General features: G+C 76.3%; 12 protein-coding genes. 5 read left to right on the top strand and 7 right to left on the bottom strand.

What is annotated here, in order from left to right; translation table 11 throughout:
• The first annotated feature begins 8 nt into the window (after window positions 1-8).
• The 5 genes from KRAD_RS26490 (at window position 9) to KRAD_RS02655 (ending at window position 8170) form a co-directional block, all read left to right on the top strand.
• The gene (locus KRAD_RS26490) at window positions 9-2009 is read left to right on the top strand and encodes a transglutaminase-like domain-containing protein (protein WP_041291859.1); all 2001 of its coding nucleotides are present in this window, start codon (window positions 9-11) and stop codon (window positions 2007-2009) included.
• Window positions 2010-2144: 135 nt separating this feature from the next.
• The gene (locus tag KRAD_RS02640) at window positions 2145-3215 is read left to right on the top strand and encodes a 3-oxoacyl-ACP synthase III (protein ID WP_011981693.1); all 1071 of its coding nucleotides are present in this window, start codon (window positions 2145-2147) and stop codon (window positions 3213-3215) included.
• On the top strand, window positions 3212-5959 hold the full coding sequence (locus KRAD_RS02645; protein WP_011981694.1) for an alpha/beta fold hydrolase: 2748 nt from the start codon (window positions 3212-3214) through the stop codon (window positions 5957-5959). The genes KRAD_RS02640 and KRAD_RS02645 overlap by 4 nt, the downstream gene beginning before the upstream one ends.
• A complete protein-coding gene (locus KRAD_RS02650; RefSeq protein ID WP_011981695.1) occupies window positions 5956-6933 on the top strand; it encodes an NAD-dependent epimerase/dehydratase family protein in 978 nt (325 codons plus the stop codon). Before KRAD_RS02645 ends, KRAD_RS02650 begins: the two co-directional genes overlap by 4 nt.
• Before the next feature lie 97 nt (window positions 6934-7030).
• A complete protein-coding gene (locus tag KRAD_RS02655; RefSeq protein WP_083782197.1) occupies window positions 7031-8170 on the top strand; it encodes an App1 family protein in 1140 nt (379 codons plus the stop codon).
• 308 nt (window positions 8171-8478) lie between these two features.
• On the opposite strand, the gene KRAD_RS02660 is transcribed toward KRAD_RS02655, so the two are convergent.
• From KRAD_RS02660 to KRAD_RS02690, 7 genes are all read right to left on the bottom strand, one after another.
• Window positions 8479-10317, bottom strand: coding sequence for a sensor domain-containing protein (locus KRAD_RS02660; RefSeq protein WP_011981697.1), 1839 nt, complete (start codon window positions 10315-10317; stop codon window positions 8479-8481).
• A 117-nt stretch (window positions 10318-10434) separates the two neighbouring features.
• Complete coding sequence (gene csrA / locus KRAD_RS02665) at window positions 10435-10671, bottom strand: carbon storage regulator CsrA (protein WP_041292558.1); 237 nt, start codon at window positions 10669-10671, stop codon at window positions 10435-10437.
• 123 nt (window positions 10672-10794) lie between these two features.
• A complete protein-coding gene (locus tag KRAD_RS02670; protein WP_011981699.1) occupies window positions 10795-11049 on the bottom strand; it encodes a hypothetical protein in 255 nt (84 codons plus the stop codon).
• Complete coding sequence (locus KRAD_RS02675) at window positions 11046-11774, bottom strand: PilZ domain-containing protein (RefSeq protein ID WP_011981700.1); 729 nt, start codon at window positions 11772-11774, stop codon at window positions 11046-11048. The genes KRAD_RS02670 and KRAD_RS02675 overlap by 4 nt, the downstream gene beginning before the upstream one ends.
• 31 nt (window positions 11775-11805) lie before the next feature.
• A complete protein-coding gene (locus KRAD_RS23880) occupies window positions 11806-14226 on the bottom strand; it encodes a coiled-coil domain-containing protein (protein ID WP_049821044.1) in 2421 nt (806 codons plus the stop codon).
• 10 nt (window positions 14227-14236) lie between these two features.
• Window positions 14237-16291, bottom strand: a complete 2055-nt coding sequence (flhA, locus tag KRAD_RS02685) for a flagellar biosynthesis protein FlhA (protein ID WP_041291861.1) — start codon at window positions 16289-16291, stop codon at window positions 14237-14239.
• Between the two features lie 175 nt (window positions 16292-16466).
• Window positions 16467-16853 carry a response regulator gene (locus KRAD_RS02690; RefSeq protein ID WP_011981703.1) on the bottom strand — a complete coding sequence of 129 codons (387 nt, stop codon included), beginning with the start codon at window positions 16851-16853 and terminating at the stop codon, window positions 16467-16469.
• Between the last annotated feature and the right edge of the window lie 38 nt (window positions 16854-16891).

A 16891-nucleotide genomic window follows, 5' to 3' on the forward strand; every position in this document is an offset into this window, starting at 1 on the left:
GTCGTGCGGTGGCGGCGGACGGGTTCGCGACGCACGCGCCGGCTCCGGTGGCGCTGGGGTGCGCGGCCGTCGCGGTGGTGGCGTCGGCGTGGGGCCTGGCCGTGACCGGGGGCGTGCCGGTGGGCGGGCTGGTCGCGGCGGCGCTGGGGGTCGCCCTGGGGGTGCTGGTGCGCCGGGTGCCGCGGCGGGCGGCGGCGGTGGCGGTGGGCGTGCTGGGGGCCGCCGGGTGCGCGGTATGGGCGCCGGGGCTGGCGGCGTCCTCGGGGGCGCTGGCGGTGTGGCCGGTGCTGGGGCTGGCCCTGGCGGTGCTGCAGTTCGCGACCGCGCGCTCGCTGCGCGAGGTGCGGCTGGTGCTGGGGTTGTCGGTGCTGGTCGTGCTGGCCGCGGCGGGGGTGTCGCCGGTGGCGGCGCTGGTGGGCCCGCTGGTGCTGGTGTGGGGTTCGGTGCTGGCCGGGTTCGCGGGGGCGGTGCCGCACCGGGGGCCGGGCGCCGGGCCGCGGGGCCGGACGGTGCGCGCGGTCGTGGCGGCGGGGACGGCGGGCGTCGTGCTGTTCCTGCTCGTGCCCCCCACCGGGGGCGCCGTCCTGGCCGGTGGCGCGCTGGGACGCGCCGCGGCCGCTGGTGGGGCCGCCGCGGCGGCGCCGCGGTCGAGCGCGGCGTACGCGGGGGGCGAGCTGGACCTGTCCTCGCGCGGGGACCTGCCCGAGACGGAGCTGCTCAGCGTGCCGGCGGGATCGCCGTCGTGGTGGCGCTCGGGGGTCCTGGACACCTACGACGGGCGCACGTGGTCCGCGAGCGCGGCGACGGCGACGTGGTCGGCGGTGCCGGAGGGCTGGGCGGCCGGCGCGGAGGACGGGGCGTCGCCGGTGCGGCGGGTGGACGAGGTGCGCCCGCTGTCCTCGGAGTACCCGGCGCTGGTCAGCGCGGGGTCACCGGTGGGGGTGTCCCCGCGGGCCGACGGCACCCGGTTGAGGGTGCTGGGGACCTCGGTGCTGCTGACCCCGCCGGGAGCGGGGTACGCGGTGACGTCCCGGCAGACCCCGACGGTGGGCGACGCCGTCGCACCGGGGACGGCCGGGCCGGCTCCCGCCGACGCCGGCCGGTGGCTGCAGGTGCCCGCCTCGGTGCCGCAGCGCGTGCGGGACCTGGGCCGGGAGCTGGCCGACGGCGCCGGGGGCGGCGCGGCGGCGGTCGCGCTGGCGGTGGAGGAGCACCTGCGCTCGGTGGCGCGGTACTCGCTGGACGCACCCGTGCCCGGGGCGGGTGAGGACGCGGTCGACGCGTTCCTCTTCGTGGACCAGGTGGGGTTCTGCGAGCAGTTCGCGAGCGCGGAGGTGGTGCTGCTGCGCTCGGCGGGGATCCCGGCGCGGCTGGTGACGGGGTTCGCGGCGGGCACCGAGGTGGACGGGCGGCGGGTGCTGCGCGGGGTGGACGCGCACGCGTGGGTGGAGGTCTGGGTGCCGGGCCAGGGGTGGACGACGTCGGACCCCACGGCGGGTGCGGTGCCGGTGGCCGGGTCCCGGAGCCCGTGGTGGGCAGGGGCGTGGTCGTGGGCCCAGCGGGCGGTGGGTGCGCTGCTGGACGGCACGGGGTCGCGGGTGGTGGCGGCGGCGGTGCTGGCCGGGGTCGTGGTCGGAGGTTGGCTGGTGCTGCGGGCGCGCCGCGGGACCGGCGCCCCGGCGAGCGCGGCGGTCCCGGTGGGCGCGCGGCGGCGGGGGGACGCCTCGCTGGTGGCGCTGCTGGTGGCCCTGGACCGCTTCGACGCGGCCCTGCCGCCGGATCGGCGCCGGGGCCCGGCAGAGGGGTTGTCGACGTGGCGGGCCCGGCTGGGGGCGGCGGGGTCCCGGGGGGTGCCGGTGGAGGCGCTGGGGGTGGTGGAGCGGGCGTGCTTCGCGCGGGCGGTGCCGGCGCGGGCGGAGCTGGACGGGGCCCGCGAGGCGCTGGAGCGCGCGGCGTCCCGGGTGCTGGGCGAGGCGGGCGCCGCGGGCCCGGCGGGCGGTCGGGGATGACCTCGGCGAGCGCCGCGCCCGACGACGGTTAACCTGAGTGCCCGCCGCGCGGATGCCCGCAGCCAACGGGTGGACGGTGGACCCGGCACGGCGAGCCACCGCCGCGCGGCCGACGACGATGGATCGGGGAAGCCCTTGTACGACCCTTCTGCCTCCGACCGCGCGGCCCGGGACGGTTCGCCGTTCCACGGGAACGCGACGTTCGCCCCTGCGAACGCGGCGCTGCTGTCGATCTCGCACGTGGAGGCGCCGCAGGTGGTGCCCTCCTCCTACTTCGACGAGGTGCTGTCGGGGACGCTGGAGCGGCTGCGGTTGCGGCCGGGGCTGCTGGAGAAGGTCGCGGGGGTGCGCGAGCGGCGCTGGTGGGCGGAGGGCCAGAAGGCCTCCGACGTGGCCGCCGAGTGCGGGGCGAAGGCGTTGTCCGAGGCCGGGGTCGACGCCAGCGAGGTGGGCGTCGTCATCTCCACGACCGTGACGCGCCCGCACCTGGAGCCGGCGGTGGCGACGTCGGTGCACCACGGGATGGACCTGCCGCCGTCGGCGATGAACTTCGACATCGCCAACGCCTGCCTGGCGTGGGTCAACGGGGTGCAGGTCGCCTCGGCGATGATCGACTCCGGGATGATCCGCTACGCCGTGGTGCTGGGCGCGGAGGACGTGCGCAGCATGCACGAGGGCACGATCGCGCGCCTGCAGCGCGAGGGCATCACCCGCAAGGACTTCCTCAACGAGTTCGCGACGATGACGCTGGGCTGCGGGGCGGCCGCGGCGGTCATCGGCCGCGCCGACGAGCACCCCGAGGCGCACCGGATCGTGGGGGGCGTGAGCCGGGCGGGCACGGCCCACCACGAGCTGTGCATCGGGGACATGAACCACATGAAGACCGACGCGAAGCTCATGCTGACCGAGGGCATCGAGATCGTCGTGGACGCGTTCAACGCCGGCGACGAGCTGTGGGGCTGGCGGGACGCGGAGAAGTTCGTCATCCACCAGATCTCCAAGGTGCACACCGAGACCCTGGTGGAGCGGATCGGGGTGGACGCGGCGAAGGTGCCGATGACGTTCCCGCAGTGGGGCAACGTGGGGCCGATCTCGCTGCCGATGACGCTGGCCGCGACCGCGCCGGAGCTCTCCCCCGGCGACCGGGTCATCGCGATGGGCGTGGGCTCCGGCCTGAACACCGCGATGCTCGAGCTGCAGTGGTGAGCGCTGGCCTCCCGCTGCCGGCGGTGACCCCGCCCGCGGACCTGCCGGGCTTCGACCCGCGCTGGTCCCGCCTGGTGCAGGCCCCCGACCACGCGGGGGTGCTGCGGACGTGGCACGTGCTGGACACCGCGCCCGACGCCGGGCCCGACGACGTCGTGGGGACGCTGCTGTGCGTCCACGGCAACCCGACGTGGTCCTACCTGTGGCGGGGGCTGGCCTCGGCCGCCTCGGCGGTGCAGCTGGGCTGGCGGGTCGTGGCCGTGGACCAGCTGGAGATGGGGTACTCCGAGCGCACCGGCACCACGCGCCGGCTGGCGGACCGGGTCGAGGACCTCGCCGGGCTGGTGCAGGCGCTGGAGCTGTCCGGCGAGGTCGTGGCCGTGGGTCACGACTGGGGCGGGATCGTCGTGTCGGGCTGGGCCGCCGGGGAGCTCGCGCGCGGCGGGGGCCGGCGCGACGCCGGTCGTCACGCCTCCACCGGCCCGGCGTCCCCGCTGCGGGTCGCCGGCCTGGTCGTGGCCAACACCGCGGCGAGCTGGCCGGCCGACGCCGCGGCGCCGGGGGTGCTGAAGCTGGCGCTGCTGCCCGGGGTGCTGCCCGGGGTCACCTCCCGCAGCGAGGTGTTCCTGCGCACCACGCTGGCGCTGCCGAAGCCGCCGCTGCCGGCGGCGGTGAAGGCCGCCTACCGCGGCCCGTACCGCAGCCGCGGCGAGCGCGCGGGGATCGAGGCCTTCGTCGCCGACGTCCCGGTGGGGGCCGGGCACCCCAGCCGCCCGGCGCTGGACGCGGTCACCGAGGGGGTCGCCGCGCTGGCGGCGGCGGGGCTGCCGACGTTCGTGGCGTGGGGTCCGCGCGACCCGGTGTTCACCGAGTGGTTCCTGCGCGACTGGCGGGCGCGGGTGCCGCACGCCGACGTGCACCGCTTCGCCACCGCCAGCCACCTGACGCCGGAGGACCCGCAGTTCGCGGCCGCGGTGCTGCGCTGGCTGGACGAGCGGGTCCTGCACCCGGTCTCCCCCGACACCACCGCCGCCGCCCCCGCGGTGCCGGCGCCCCGGATGTGGGCGGCGCTGGAGCAGCGCGCGGCCGACCCCGCGACGGCCTCCTCCCCCGCCGTGGTGGAGATGTCGCCCGACGGGACCTCGCGCCGCGTGGCGTGGGGGCTGCTGGCGCGCCGCACCGACGAGCTCGCCGCGGGCTTCACCGCGCTGGGGGTGCGTCCCGGGCAGCGGGTCTCGCTGCTGGTGCCGCCCGGGGCGGACCTGACCGCGACGCTGTACGCGCTGCTGCGCATCGGCGCGGTGGCCGTCGTCGCCGACGCCGGGCTGGGCGTGCGGGGCCTCTCGCGCGCCGTCACCGGAGCCGGGGTGGACTGGGTGGTGGGCGTGCCCAAGGCGCTGGCCGCCGCGCGGGTCCTGCGCTGGCCGGGTCGTCGCGTCGCCGCCGGGGACGTCTCCGACGCCGCCCTGAGGGCGCTGGGGGTGGAGGCGACGCTGCTGCAGGTGGCCCGCACCGGGGCGCAGCGGCTGGCCGCGGGGGCCGAGGCGCCCGTGGAACCGGCGCCGGGCGCCGAGGCGGCGGTGCTGTTCACCTCCGGGTCCACCGGGCCGGCCAAGGGCGTCGTCTACACCCACGGCCAGCTGGCGCAGCTGGCCCAGGCCATGGGCGCCACGATCCGCATCGGGCCGGGGCAGCCGCTGGTGTCGGCGTTCGCGCCGTTCGCGCTGTTCGGGCCCGCCCTGGGCGCCACCTGCGTGGTCCCGGCCATGGACGTCACCCGGCCCGCGACGCTGACCGCCGCGGCCCTGGCCGAGGCCGTCGCGGCGGCCTCGGCGACGTCGGTGTTCCTGGCCCCGGCCGCGGTCGTCAACGTCCTCGCCACCGCCGGCGACCTCACCCCCGCGCAGCGGGAGGCGCTGGGCGGGGTGAGCACGCTGCTCTCGGCGGGGGCGCCGGTCCCCACCCCGCTGCTGCAGCGGGTGCGCGAGCTGATGCCGCTGGCCGACCCCCGCACCCCCTACGGCGCCACCGAGGTGCTGCCCGCGACCGACGTGGGGCTCTCCGACGTCCTGGCCGCGGGGGCCGGGGAGGGCATCTGCGTGGGCCGGCCCGTGGAGGGCGTGGTGGTGGCGATCGCGCCGTTGGACGCTGACGGGCGCGCCGGGCTGGACCTGGTGAGCACCCCCGGGGCCGTGGGCGAGGTCGTCGTGGGCGGTGAGCACGTCAAGGACCACTACGACCAGCTGTGGTTCACCCAGGCCGCCAGCGTCGACGTGCGCCCCTCCCCCACCCTGCTGGGCCGGGTCCGCCCGGGGCGCTGGCACCGCACCGGCGACGTGGGGCACCTGGACGCCGAGGGGCGGGTGTGGGTCGAGGGCCGCCTGGCCCACGTCGTCGTCACCGCCGACGAGGTCGTCACCCCCGTGGGGGTCGAGCAGCGCGCGGAGTCCGTGCCGGGCATCGCGCGGGCGGCGTTCGTGGGGATCGGGCCGCGCGCGGCGCGGCGGTTCGCCGTCGTCGCCGAGGTCGAGGCCGACGTGGTGCCGGGGATCACCCGCACGACCGTCGCCGACCCCGAGCTGGCCGAGGCCGTGCGCGCGGCGACGGGCCGGAACCTGGTGGCGCTGCTGCTGGTGCCCGCGCTGCCGACCGACGTGCGGCACAACTCGAAGATCGACCGGGCCCGGGTGGGTGCCTGGGCGGAGCGGGTCCTGGCGGGCGAGAGGGCGGGGAAGCTGGCGTGAAGGTCCTGGTGACGGGAGCGAGCGGGATGCTCGGGCGGGAGACCGCGCGGGCCCTGGCCGCGCGCGGGGAGGACGTGCGGCTGCTGCAGCGCCGCCCCGCGGGCCTGGAGGGTTTCGAGGAGGTGCTGGGGTCGGTGACCGACCCCGCGGCCTGCGCGCGGGCCGTGGAGGGCGTGCAGGCCGTCGTGCACCTGGCGGCGAAGGTGTCGGTCACCGGGCCCCACCCGGAGTACGTGGCCACCAACGTCGACGGCACCGCGAACCTGCTCGCCGCGGCCCGGGCGGCGGGGGTGTCTCGCTTCGTCATGGTGTCCTCGCCCTCGGTGGCCCATGCGGGGTCCGCGCTGGTGGGCGTGGGCACCACGCCCGCCGACCCGGCCACCGCGCACGGCTCGTACGCGGTGACCAAGGCGCGGGCGGAGCTGCTGGCCCTGGCCGCCGACGCCCCGGGGTTCGCGGTGTGCGCGGTGCGCCCGCACATCGTGCTGGGGCCCGGGGACACCCAGCTCGTCCAGCGCATCGCCGACCGCGCCCGCGCCGGCCGGCTGCCGCTGCTGGACGACGGGACGGCGCTCATCGACACCACCTACGTCGACAACGCGGTGGACGCCCTGCTCGCGGCCCTGGACCGCTGCGAGGACGAGGGCGTGCACGGGGAGGCCTTCGTCGTCACCAACGGCGAGCCCCGCACCGTCAGCGAGGTCTTCGCCCGCATCTGCCGGGCCGCGGGGGTGCCGGCCCCCACCCGCCGGGTGCCCGCGGCGGCGGCCAAGGTCGCCGGGTCGGTGGTGGAGCGGGTCTGGACCCGCTTCGGGCTGCCCGACGAGCCGCCCATGACGCGGTTCCTGGCCGAGCAGCTGTCCACCGCCCACTGGTTCGACACCACCCGCACCCGCGAGCGCCTGCACTGGTCCCCACGGGTCCCGCTGGACGAGGGCTTCGACCGCCTCGCCGGGGGGTTCGACGCCCGTTAGGGTCGGGCGGGTGATCAACCGACCCGCTCTCACCGGCGCGCAGCGCCGGGCACGGCGCATCGAGGAGGCCCGGCGCGACCTGGAGCAGCTGCGTTCCCTGGACCTCGCGCCCCGTCCGGGCGAGCACGGCCTGCACCGCGCCGCCCGCCTGGAGGACGCGGTGAAGGGCCTCGCCGGCTCGCGGCTGCGCCGGCGCGGCTACCACGCCCGGGCCATCGCCTACCCCGGTTACGGCGGCCCGGGCTGGGTGCGGGTCCTGGGCCGGGTGCTGCTGGGCCGGGAGGACACCCCGGCCGACACCGAGCGCGACGGGACCCGCAAGGTGCGGGGCTGGCGCAACTTCCTCACCGTCCCCGTCTCCGGGGCGGCCGTCACCGTGCGCATCGGCGGCCACGAGCGGGTGCTGCGCACCAACCGGGAGGGCTACGTCGACGAGGTCGTCGAGGTCGACCTGCCCCCGGGCGAGCACGAGGTCGTCCTGACCGTCGGTCCCGACGGCGAGGACGCGGGCCCGGGCACCGCGGCCGAGCGCGTGGAGGACGACACCGAGGGCGGCGCGGAACCGGTGCCGCAGAGCGCGTTGCGGCACAGCGGGACCTCGCGCGTCGTCGTCGTGGGGCCGGACCCGGTGATCGGGCTGCTCTCCGACATCGACGACACCGTCGTGGTGACCCGCCTGCCGCGTCCGCTGGTGGCGGCGTGGAACAGCTTCGTCCTCGACGAGCGCGCCCGCGTCCCGGTCAACGGCATGGCCGAGCTGTACCAGCAGGTCGTCGCCGAGAACCCCGGCGCCCCCGTCCTGTACCTCTCGACGGGGGCCTGGAACGTCGCCCCCACCCTGACCCGGTTCCTGCACCGCTCCGGCTACCCCGCGGGCCCGCTGCTGCTGACCGACTGGGGCCCCACGAACACCGGGTTGTTCCGCGACGGCGCCCGCCACAAGCGGGAGTCGCTGGCCCGGCTGGCGCGGGAGCTGCCGCAGGTGACGTGGCTGCTGGTGGGCGACGACGGTCAGCACGACCCCGCGCTGTACGCGGAGTTCCTGGCCGCGGCGCCCGAGCGGGTCGCCGGGGTCGCGATCCGCCGGCTGACCCCGGCCGAGCAGCTGCTGGCCGGTGGGCACCCGCTGGCGCCGACGGCGATGCCGGCGGACTCCCCCGTGCCCTGGGTCACCGGGGACAACGGCTACGAGCTGCTGCACCACTGGTACCGGGCGGGGGTCCTGAAGACCCCCTGAGGCGGGCGGGCCCACGACGACGAGGAGGCCGGACCCCGACGGGGTCCGGCCTCCTGCGCGTTCGGCTCAGAGCTGGGTGCGGCGCGGGTTCGCGACGGTGGTCAGCTCGAGGGAGCGGACGTCGATCACGACGTCGGTGCTGTCGTTGGTGGTGCTGTCGTTCATCTCACGACCTCCTCGTTCAGGACGGTGACTCTGGTCGACCGCAGACGACGCTGTCCTCACCGAGCCGGTGGCGGGTCCGGACCAGGATAGCGACGGGGGCCCGCAGCGGAACTCCCGGTCGCCGGGCCGTGGGGTGAGGTTGGTCACGCCGCGCGCCAGCAGGCGCGCCCGGCGGCCTTGGCGCGGTACATGGCGCGGTCGGCGGCGCGCAGCAGCTCCTCGGGCCCCAGGTCGCCCTCGGTGCGGGCCGCGCCGATGCTGGCGCTGACGGTGACCGTCCGCACCCCCAGGTCGACGGGGATGGAGATGCGCTCGCAGACCCGCTCGGCGATGGAGGAGAGCGCCTGGGCGTCGCCGACGTCCTCGCAGACCAGGACGAACTCGTCGCCGCCGATGCGGGCGGCGAGGTCCCCGGCCCGCAGCAGCCCGCGCAGCCGGTCGGCGACGTCGATCAGCAGGGCGTCGCCGGCGGCGTGGCCGAGGGTGTCGTTGACGTCCTTGAAGTGGTCGAGGTCGACGAAGAGCACGGCGCAGCCGCCGCCGCGGCGCACCGTCCGCGACAGGGCGCTGCGCAGCTGCTCCTCGGCCTTGGCCCGGTTGGGCAGCCCGGTGAGGGGGTCGTGCAGGGCGGCGTGCTCGAGCTGCTCGGCTTCGCGGCGGCGGGCGGTGACGTCCTCCACGAAGGCCAGGAACGCCGGCTCCCCCGAGCTGCTGGAGGTCAGCGACAGCGAGATCCGGGCCCAGACGACCTTCCCGCTGGGCAGCTCGTAGCACCGTTCGCGGTGCACGACCTCGGCGTCGCCGCTGAGCAGGGCCTGCAGCTGGTCCTCGGCCCGGGCGCGCTCGTCGCGGTCCCCGGCGTGGGGGCGCTCGTCCTCGGCGGGGGCGGCGGGGTCGAGGTGTTCCCCCGCGGGGGCGCCGACGAGCTCGGAGGGGTCGCGCTCCCAGAAGGTGCACAGCGCGTGGTTCACCTCGCTGATCCAGCCCTCCAGCCCGAAGAGCAGCATGCCCACCGGACCCCGGGCGAAGATCTCGTGGAAGCGGCGCTCGGAGCCGGCGAGGGCGTCCATCGTCGTGATGGTCTCGGTGAGGTCCTGGGCGAGGCCCACCACCCGCACCGGGACCCCGGCCGCGGAGCGGTCGGAGACGGTGGAGCGGGTGTGGATCCAGCGGTGGCCGCCGAAGGGGTCCAGGACGCGGTAGGTGCACTCGACGATCTCCCCGGTGCCCGCGGTGCGCAGGGCCTCCAGGGCCCGCCGCACGCCGGGGGCGTCGTCGGGGTGCGGGGGTTCGGCGGGGGTGCTGCCGTCGCCGGGGGGCAGCCCCAGCAGGGAGGCGGGGCCGGTGTTCGCCCACTCCACCACCTGCTGCCCCAGGTGGATGCGGTAGATGGTGTCGGGGCTGGCGGAGATGACGGCCTCCTGGCGGGCCAGCAGCGTCCGCAGCTGCTGCTGGGCGGCCCGTTCGGAGGTGATGTCGCGCAGGACCAGGACGGCGCCGTCGCCGTCGTCGGTGGTGACCTGGACGTGGGCGACGAGCAGCTGCCCGTCGCTGCGCGCGACGTCGACCTCCACGTCGACGTCACCCGCGCGCACGGCGCGGAGGAGGTCCACGCCGGCGGGCGCCGCCGCGCGCAGCGCCGCGCCCTGGACGGGGTCCAGCCGGGAGCGGCCACCGGCAGGCTCCCCGCCGGCGGGGTCCCCCTGGCCCGGTAGCGGGGCGACGACGCTGAGGCCGAGCCACCAGGTCAGCCGGCGCTGTCCGAGGACCTCCTGCGGTCCCAGGCCCAGGGCGCGCGTCAGCCCGCGGGTGGCGTGGACCACCGCGCCCTCGGCGTCGAGCAGCAGCAGGGCGAGGCCGGAGCGTTCCAGGGCCCCGGCCAGCCGCGGGTCCACCGCGACGGGCGCGGCGCCCCCGGCGGGGCCCGAGGGGCCCGAGGACCGCACCGAGCGCACGGGTCGTCCCGGTCGCACCGTCTCCACCTGCCACCTCCGCGGTCGCACCCGGTCCGGGGCTGGGCCGCGGTGCTCACGGGTGCTGTCGGCCGCGCGGGGGGCGGCCTTGAGGGCGCGCACCCGATCGGGTGGCGCCCGGGCGGGTCAGGTGCCGGCGCGGCGCACGATGCCCTGCAGGGCGGAGATGGCCTCCTCCGAGGCGGTGGCGGCGGAGATGTTGGCCTCGCGCACGGCGTCGTAGACCTCCTGGCGGTGCACCTGGACGTCGCGGGGGGCCTCGATGCCCACCCGGACGACGTCACCGCGCACCTCGAGCACGCGCACGACGACCTCGTCGCCGATGACCACGGATTCCCCGGCCTTGCGCGTCAGGACCAGCATGGGGCTCAGCATAGGTGACGAACCGTGTTCGGCCATGTCGTTGTCGTGACCGGGTTCCGATGTCGCACCGCACGCAGGAGGCGCCCGTCCCGGAGGGGACGGGCGCCTCGTGGCGGTGGGTGCTCAGAAGTCGTCGCGGCGCCGTCCGGGGACCCCGGGGACGGCGTCCTGCTCCCCGGCGGGGTGCGGGGGGTTCTCCGCGGCCTGGGCCTGGTAGCCGCGCACCACGCCGCGCACCAGGTGCCCGGCCACGGCGGTGACCACCAGGGCCAGGACCAGGTGGAGCAGGGCGGTGTCCACGTCGCCGGTGCCCTCCAGGGCCGCCAGCACCGAGGGCCCGGCCAGCAGCAGGCTGACGGCCAGCACGATCGCGGTCATCGGTCTCCTCCACGGCGTTGCCTGATCTGGGTCTGCATGACGTAGCGGCGCAGGCGGTCCGCGGCCGGGACCGGTTCGGTGAAGGCCACGACGACCTCCAGCAGCGCCGGGTCGAGGGAGTCCAGCGAGCGCACGACCTGCCCGACCTGGTCCACGGGGGACCCCTCGAGGTCGAAGGACGTGCGCACCAGCCGGCCCAGCCGCAGCCAGGTGCCCACCGGCACGCTCAGCGCCGACCCGCCCTCGCTGAGGTCGACGAGGTGGGCGGTGACGACCGGTTCGGCCGCGGCGTCGACGGGGTCGACCTCGCGCTGCATGGGGTCACCGGGCACCGGGGACAGCCGGGCCGTCCCGGTGGCCGGCACCCGCGCGTAGCGGCGGCGCTGCTCGACGACGACCTCGCCGCAGGGGGCGAGGTCCCACGCCGCCACCCGGCGGCGCACGACCTCGGCGATCAGGAAGTCCTGCTTGCTGCGGCCGCGCGTGCCGGCCCAGGCCACGGTGACGGGGAGGCCGGGGGCCACCACGTGCAGGTCCCCGCGGAAGCCGGGGGCGGCCACCACCAGGCTGGCCTCGCCGGTGTCCTCGACCCGCGTGGGCAGCCGGATCAGCTCACCCCCCAGGGTGTCGGGCATCTGCAGCTCGACCCAGACCCGGTCGTTGAGACCGGGCCACTGCGCGGCGGCGCGGGTCAGCTGGGCCCCGGGGGCGGCGCGTCGGGCCATGACGGCCTCGTCCTCGTGTTCCGGGGACCGCTCAGCGCGCGCCGTGGTCGCCGGCGGCGTCCAGCAGCAGCCCGGCCCAGGCGCCGGAGGTGGCGGGGCGCCCGTCGAGGAAGCCGACCGGCACGTCCAGGGAGAGGACGTCCAGGGGGTCGGGGCTCTCGGCGGCGCGGTGCACGGCGAGGCGGCGCGCGGGGAGGCCGACGGCCTCCAGGGCGCGCAGCAGGCTGGCGACGGCGTGGCTGCGGCGGGTGGCGTCGACGCAGACGACGACGGAGGCGGCACCGATCTCGGCGGCCATGCGGGCGGCGCGCTCGGCGTCGGCCCCGGTGGGGCGGGCCGGGACGGCGACGGTCAGCGGGGCGCTCCAGCGGCGGGCCTGGTCCTGGCGGGCGGGCAGCTCGTCGGCGGTGACGGTGTTCTGGACGTCGGCGCGACCCAGCACCACGGGGGCCTCGGAGCCGACCTCGTCGGCGACGAGCAGCGCGGCGGAGACGACGGCGTCGGCCTCGCCGATGACGACGACGAGCTCGCCGGCGCCCACGCGCAGCGGCGCGGGGACCTCGATGTCGCGGGCCAGGCGCAGCACGTCGCCGGTGTCCTGCGGCTCGCGGTAGACCGGGCGCTGCACCGCACGCTCGCTGTAGGTGGACATCGGTTCACGGTAAGTCAGATCCATGCTCATCGCCTCGTTCTCGTCCCCGTCACGTGCACTGGTGGTCTGGTAGCCGTTCACGGCCGTGTACTCGCGGGCGACGCGCTCGTCCTGACGCGGTGCGCGCTCGTCCTGCTCGGGGGCGTAGTGGCCCGCGAGGTCCTGCTGGTAGGCCGCCTCGAAGTCCTGGCCGGGCTGCTCGTGCTCCCCGGCCCACTCCGCGCGGCGCTCCTCGATCCCGCGCTCGGCGAAGCGGTCGCCGAACTGGTCACCGAACTGGTCGGCGAACTGGTCCGCCACGGCCGCCGGGCGGCGGAGCTCCGGGCGGCGGACGGGCCCGCGGGCCTCGAACTGGTCGGCTCGGCGCCCCGGGGAAGCGTTGGGGGCGACGCCGTTGGCCGCACCGAACTGGTCAGACACGCGATCCTCCGAGCTGCGAACGGTCCGGGTCGAGGCTTCGACCACGGGGCGACCCGGACGGGGACGAGCGGGCCGCGCAGGCTGCTTCGTCACCGAGCGTACATCAGCCGTTACTCCAGTCGCAGAAGTTCGCGTGGGCCGGACCGCCTCGCCCCCCGTGCTCGCGGAGGAGCGCATCGAGGCCAGGGTCTGGGCGAAGGAGTCGCTCTCCGTGGAGATCGGGCGGTGCGGGCGCAGCGGGGCCTGCTCGCGGCGCGGGGCGGCCTGGGCCGGGACCGGGGCCTGCGAGCGCCCGGCGGTGAACATGGCCTCGAGGCGGTTGGTGCCCTCGGCGGCGTCGGCGGCGGCGAGGACCTCGCCCAGCGACCGGGTGGCCGGCGCGGTGCGGGCCACCCGCTCGGCCTGGCGGCGGCGGACGTCGGCCCGGGCCTCCTCGCGGCGCAGCTCCTGCTCGCGGGCGGCCTCCCGGCGGGACACCTCCTGCGCGTGCTGGCGCTCGATCTGCTGCTGCCTCATCCGCTCCTCTTCCCGGGCTCGACGGTCGGCTTCCTGCTGCGCGGCCAGGCGCTCCTGCTCGGCGCGCTGCTGCTCGGCGCGCTGCTGCTCGGCGCGCTGCTGCTCGGCGCGCTGCTGCTCGGCCCGCTCCTGCTCGATGCGCTGCTGCTCGATGCGCTGCTGCGCAGCGCGCTCGGCACGTTCCTGCTCGGCGCGCTCGGCCTCGGCGCGCTCGATGCGCTCGATCTCGGCCCGCTCGGCCTCGGCCCGCTCGGCGTCGGCGCGCTCCTGCTCGAAGCGCTCCTGCTCGGCGCGCTCGGCCTGGCGGCGAGCCTGCTCGAGGAGCTGGGCCTCGAAGCCCGCGGCCTGCGCGCCGGCCTCGACCTCGCGGTCGTGCTCGACGTCGCCACCGGTCTCGACCGGGGTGCTGTCACCCGTTTGCGCGATCACGCCGTGGTCCTCGGCACCTGCGGGGAGAACCTTGAACGCGGCCGGCGCGGTGAGCTCGGGGGCGTCGGCGCCGGAGGCGCGCAGCACCTCCAGCAGACCCTGGCGGGCGGCCTCGAAGTCCTCCGCGGGCTGGGCCTGGGCGGGCGCCGGGACGGGCTCGGGGAGGGACTCCGCGGCGGACTCCGCGGCGTCGGCGGCGGCGAGGAGGGCCTCGAAGTCGAGGGCCTCGCGCTCCTCGCCCTCCACCGGGCCGGGGCCGGCCTGCGCACCCGCGGCGGGGTCCTCGGAACCGGTCTCGCTGTCCATCTCGACGGTCACCTCGTAGCGCTCCTTGGAGAAGAACCCGGCGACACCACCGGAACGGATGCGTTCGGCGCGGATCACGCGGGCGGTCTCGCCGTGGGTCTCACGGACCTGCGTCAGCAGTTCCTGCAAGTCAGAACCTTCAAGAAGCAAGTGCATGGACACCGCTCACCGATCCAACCGTCTCGATCCGGGGGTGGTTGCTCACGTCGTCGTAGGAGAGGACGTGCAGGCGGCCCACCGCCACCTTCAGCAGGCGGCGCAGGGGGGCTCGCAGAGGGGGCGCGCACACGAGGACTGCACTGATGCCGTGCTGTTCGGCACGTTCCAGGCAGGAACTTGAGCCGGTCACCAGGTGCTCGGCCGTCGCGGCGTCCAGGGCGAGGCTCGCGCCGTGCTCCCCGGGGCGCAGGGACTCCGCCAGCTGCTGCTCCAGGACCGGGTCCAGGGTGATGACGTGCAGCGTGCCGTCCTGCTCGTGGACGGCCGCGACGGCCGGGCCGAGCGAGCGGCGGGCCGCCTCGACGAGGCCGTCGAGGTCGGAGCCGGCCTTCGCCTTGAGCGAGAGGGCCTCGAAGATGCGGGCGAGGTCGCGGATGGGGACGGCCTCGTCGAGCATCGCCTGCAGGACGCGCTGGACCTCGCCCAGCGTGAGCACCGCGGGGGTGAGCTCGTCGACGACGGCGGGGTGGGTCCGCTTGAGGGCCTCGACCAGGGAGCGGACGTCCTCGCGGGAGAGCAGGCGCGGAGCGTGGGTGCGGACCAGTTCTCCGAGGTGGGTGATGAGGACGCTGGCGCGGTCCACGACGGTGGCGCCGGTGAGCTGGGCCTGGTGGCGCAGCTCGGCGGGGATCCACTTGCCGGCCAGGCCGAACACCGGCTCCACGGTGGCGCGCCCGGGCAGGCCGTCGAGGTTGTCGCCCAGGGCCAGGACCTGCCCGGGCGGGGCGGTGCCGCGGGCGACCTCGACGCCGGAGATGCGCACCGCGTAGGTGGACATCGGCAGGTCGAGGGAGTCGCGGGTGCGCACCGGGGGCACGACGAGACCCAGCTCGAGGGCGATCTTGCGGCGCAGGGCGCGCACGCGCTCCAGCAGGTCGCCACCGCCGGAGGTGTCGACGAGGTCGACGAGGTCGGGGGCCAGGACCACCTCGAGGGGGTCCACCCGCATCTCCTCCAGGAGGTTCTCGGCGGCCTCATTGGGGTTGACCGGGGCGGGGGTCAGCTCGGCCAGCGCCGCGGCGCGCTCGTCCTGCTGGTCGCGCTTGGCGATGCGGGTGGAGGCGAAGAACGCCAGCCCACCGACGAACAGGAAGGGCAGCTTGGGCATGCTGGGGATGAGCGCGAGCACGACCATGGCCCCGCCGGCGATCTGGAAGGCCATCTTCTGCTGGGTGAACTGCTTGATGGCCTCGGTGCCCATGTCCCCGGTGGAGGTGGAGCGGGTCACGATGAGGCCGGTGGCCACGCTCAGCAGCAGGGCGGGGACCTGGGTGACGAGCCCGTCGCCGATGCTCAGCAGGGCGTACTTGTTGATGGACTCCGCGGGGCTCAGACCGTGCTGGACCATCCCGATGGCGAACCCGCCGATGAGGTTGATCAGCATGATGATGATGCCGGCGATGGCGTCGCCCTTGACGAACTTCGAGCCACCGTCCATGGCGCCGTAGAAGTCGGCCTCGGCGCTGACGTCGGCGCGGCGCTGACGGGCGGTGGCCTCGTCGATGAGCCCGGCGTTGAGGTCGGCGTCGATGGCCATCTGCTTGCCGGGCATGGCGTCGAGGGTGAAGCGGGCCCCGACCTCGGCCACGCGCTCGGCGCCCTTGGTGATGACGACGAACTGGATGACGACCAGGATCAGGAAGACCACGAGGCCGATGACCAGCGAGCCGGAGATGACGAAGTGGCCGAAGGCCTCGATGACCTTGCCCGCGAAGCCGTCACCGAGGACCAGCCGCGTCGAGGCCACGTTGAGGCCGAGGCGGAAGAGGGTGAGGACGAGGATCAGCGAGGGGAAGACGGAGAAGTCCAGCACCCGCTTGACGAACATCGTCACCAGCAGCGCCATCAGCGACAGCGTGATGTTGACGGCGATGAGGAAGTCCAGCACCGTCGCCGGCAGCGGCACGATGAGCAGCAGGATGATGCCGACGACTCCCGCCGGGACCACCATCTGCGAGATGTTGGGGATTCGCACCGCACCGCCTGTTGTTCGCGGGAGCCCTCGCGGGTCCCTCGTCCAGCGGCCCATCCGTGGCCCTGCTGTCAGCCTTCCTGGCTAGTGCCTCCTTCGGCACCGGCCCCCGTTCCCTTGAGCCACCCGTCCGGGCGCACCCGTCCGGACGTCACCGTCCGGACGCCACCGCCGGCCGTCACCAGCCCGCCGTCTCCACGGCCGCGGCGAGGGCCCGCTCGATCGCCGCGCCGAGCGCGCTGACCACGAAGGGCTTGGTGAGGTAGATCGCCCCCAGCGCCTCCCCCGCGGCGATGTCCTCCGGGCGCACGCGCGCGGAGAGGAAGACCGCGGGCAGGTGGGCGTGCTCGGGCTGCTCCCGCAGGGTGCGCAGGACCTCCAGGCCGGTCATGCCCGGCATGGCCACGTCGAGGACGAGGACCTCGGGGGCCCCGCGCTCGGCGACGACGGTGAGCGCCTCGGGGCCGGAGGCGGCCGAGACGACGCGGTGGCCCAGCCCGCGCAGGCGCAGTTCGACGAGCTGGCGGATGTCGGGGTCGTCCTCGACGACGAGCACTCGGGCCACGGGGTTCCTCCTGGGGTCGACGGACTGACGTCGGCCCC

The sequence above is a fragment of the Kineococcus radiotolerans SRS30216 = ATCC BAA-149 genome (genome assembly GCF_000017305.1).
GTDB classification, from domain to species: Bacteria; Actinomycetota; Actinomycetes; order Actinomycetales; family Kineococcaceae; genus Kineococcus; species Kineococcus radiotolerans.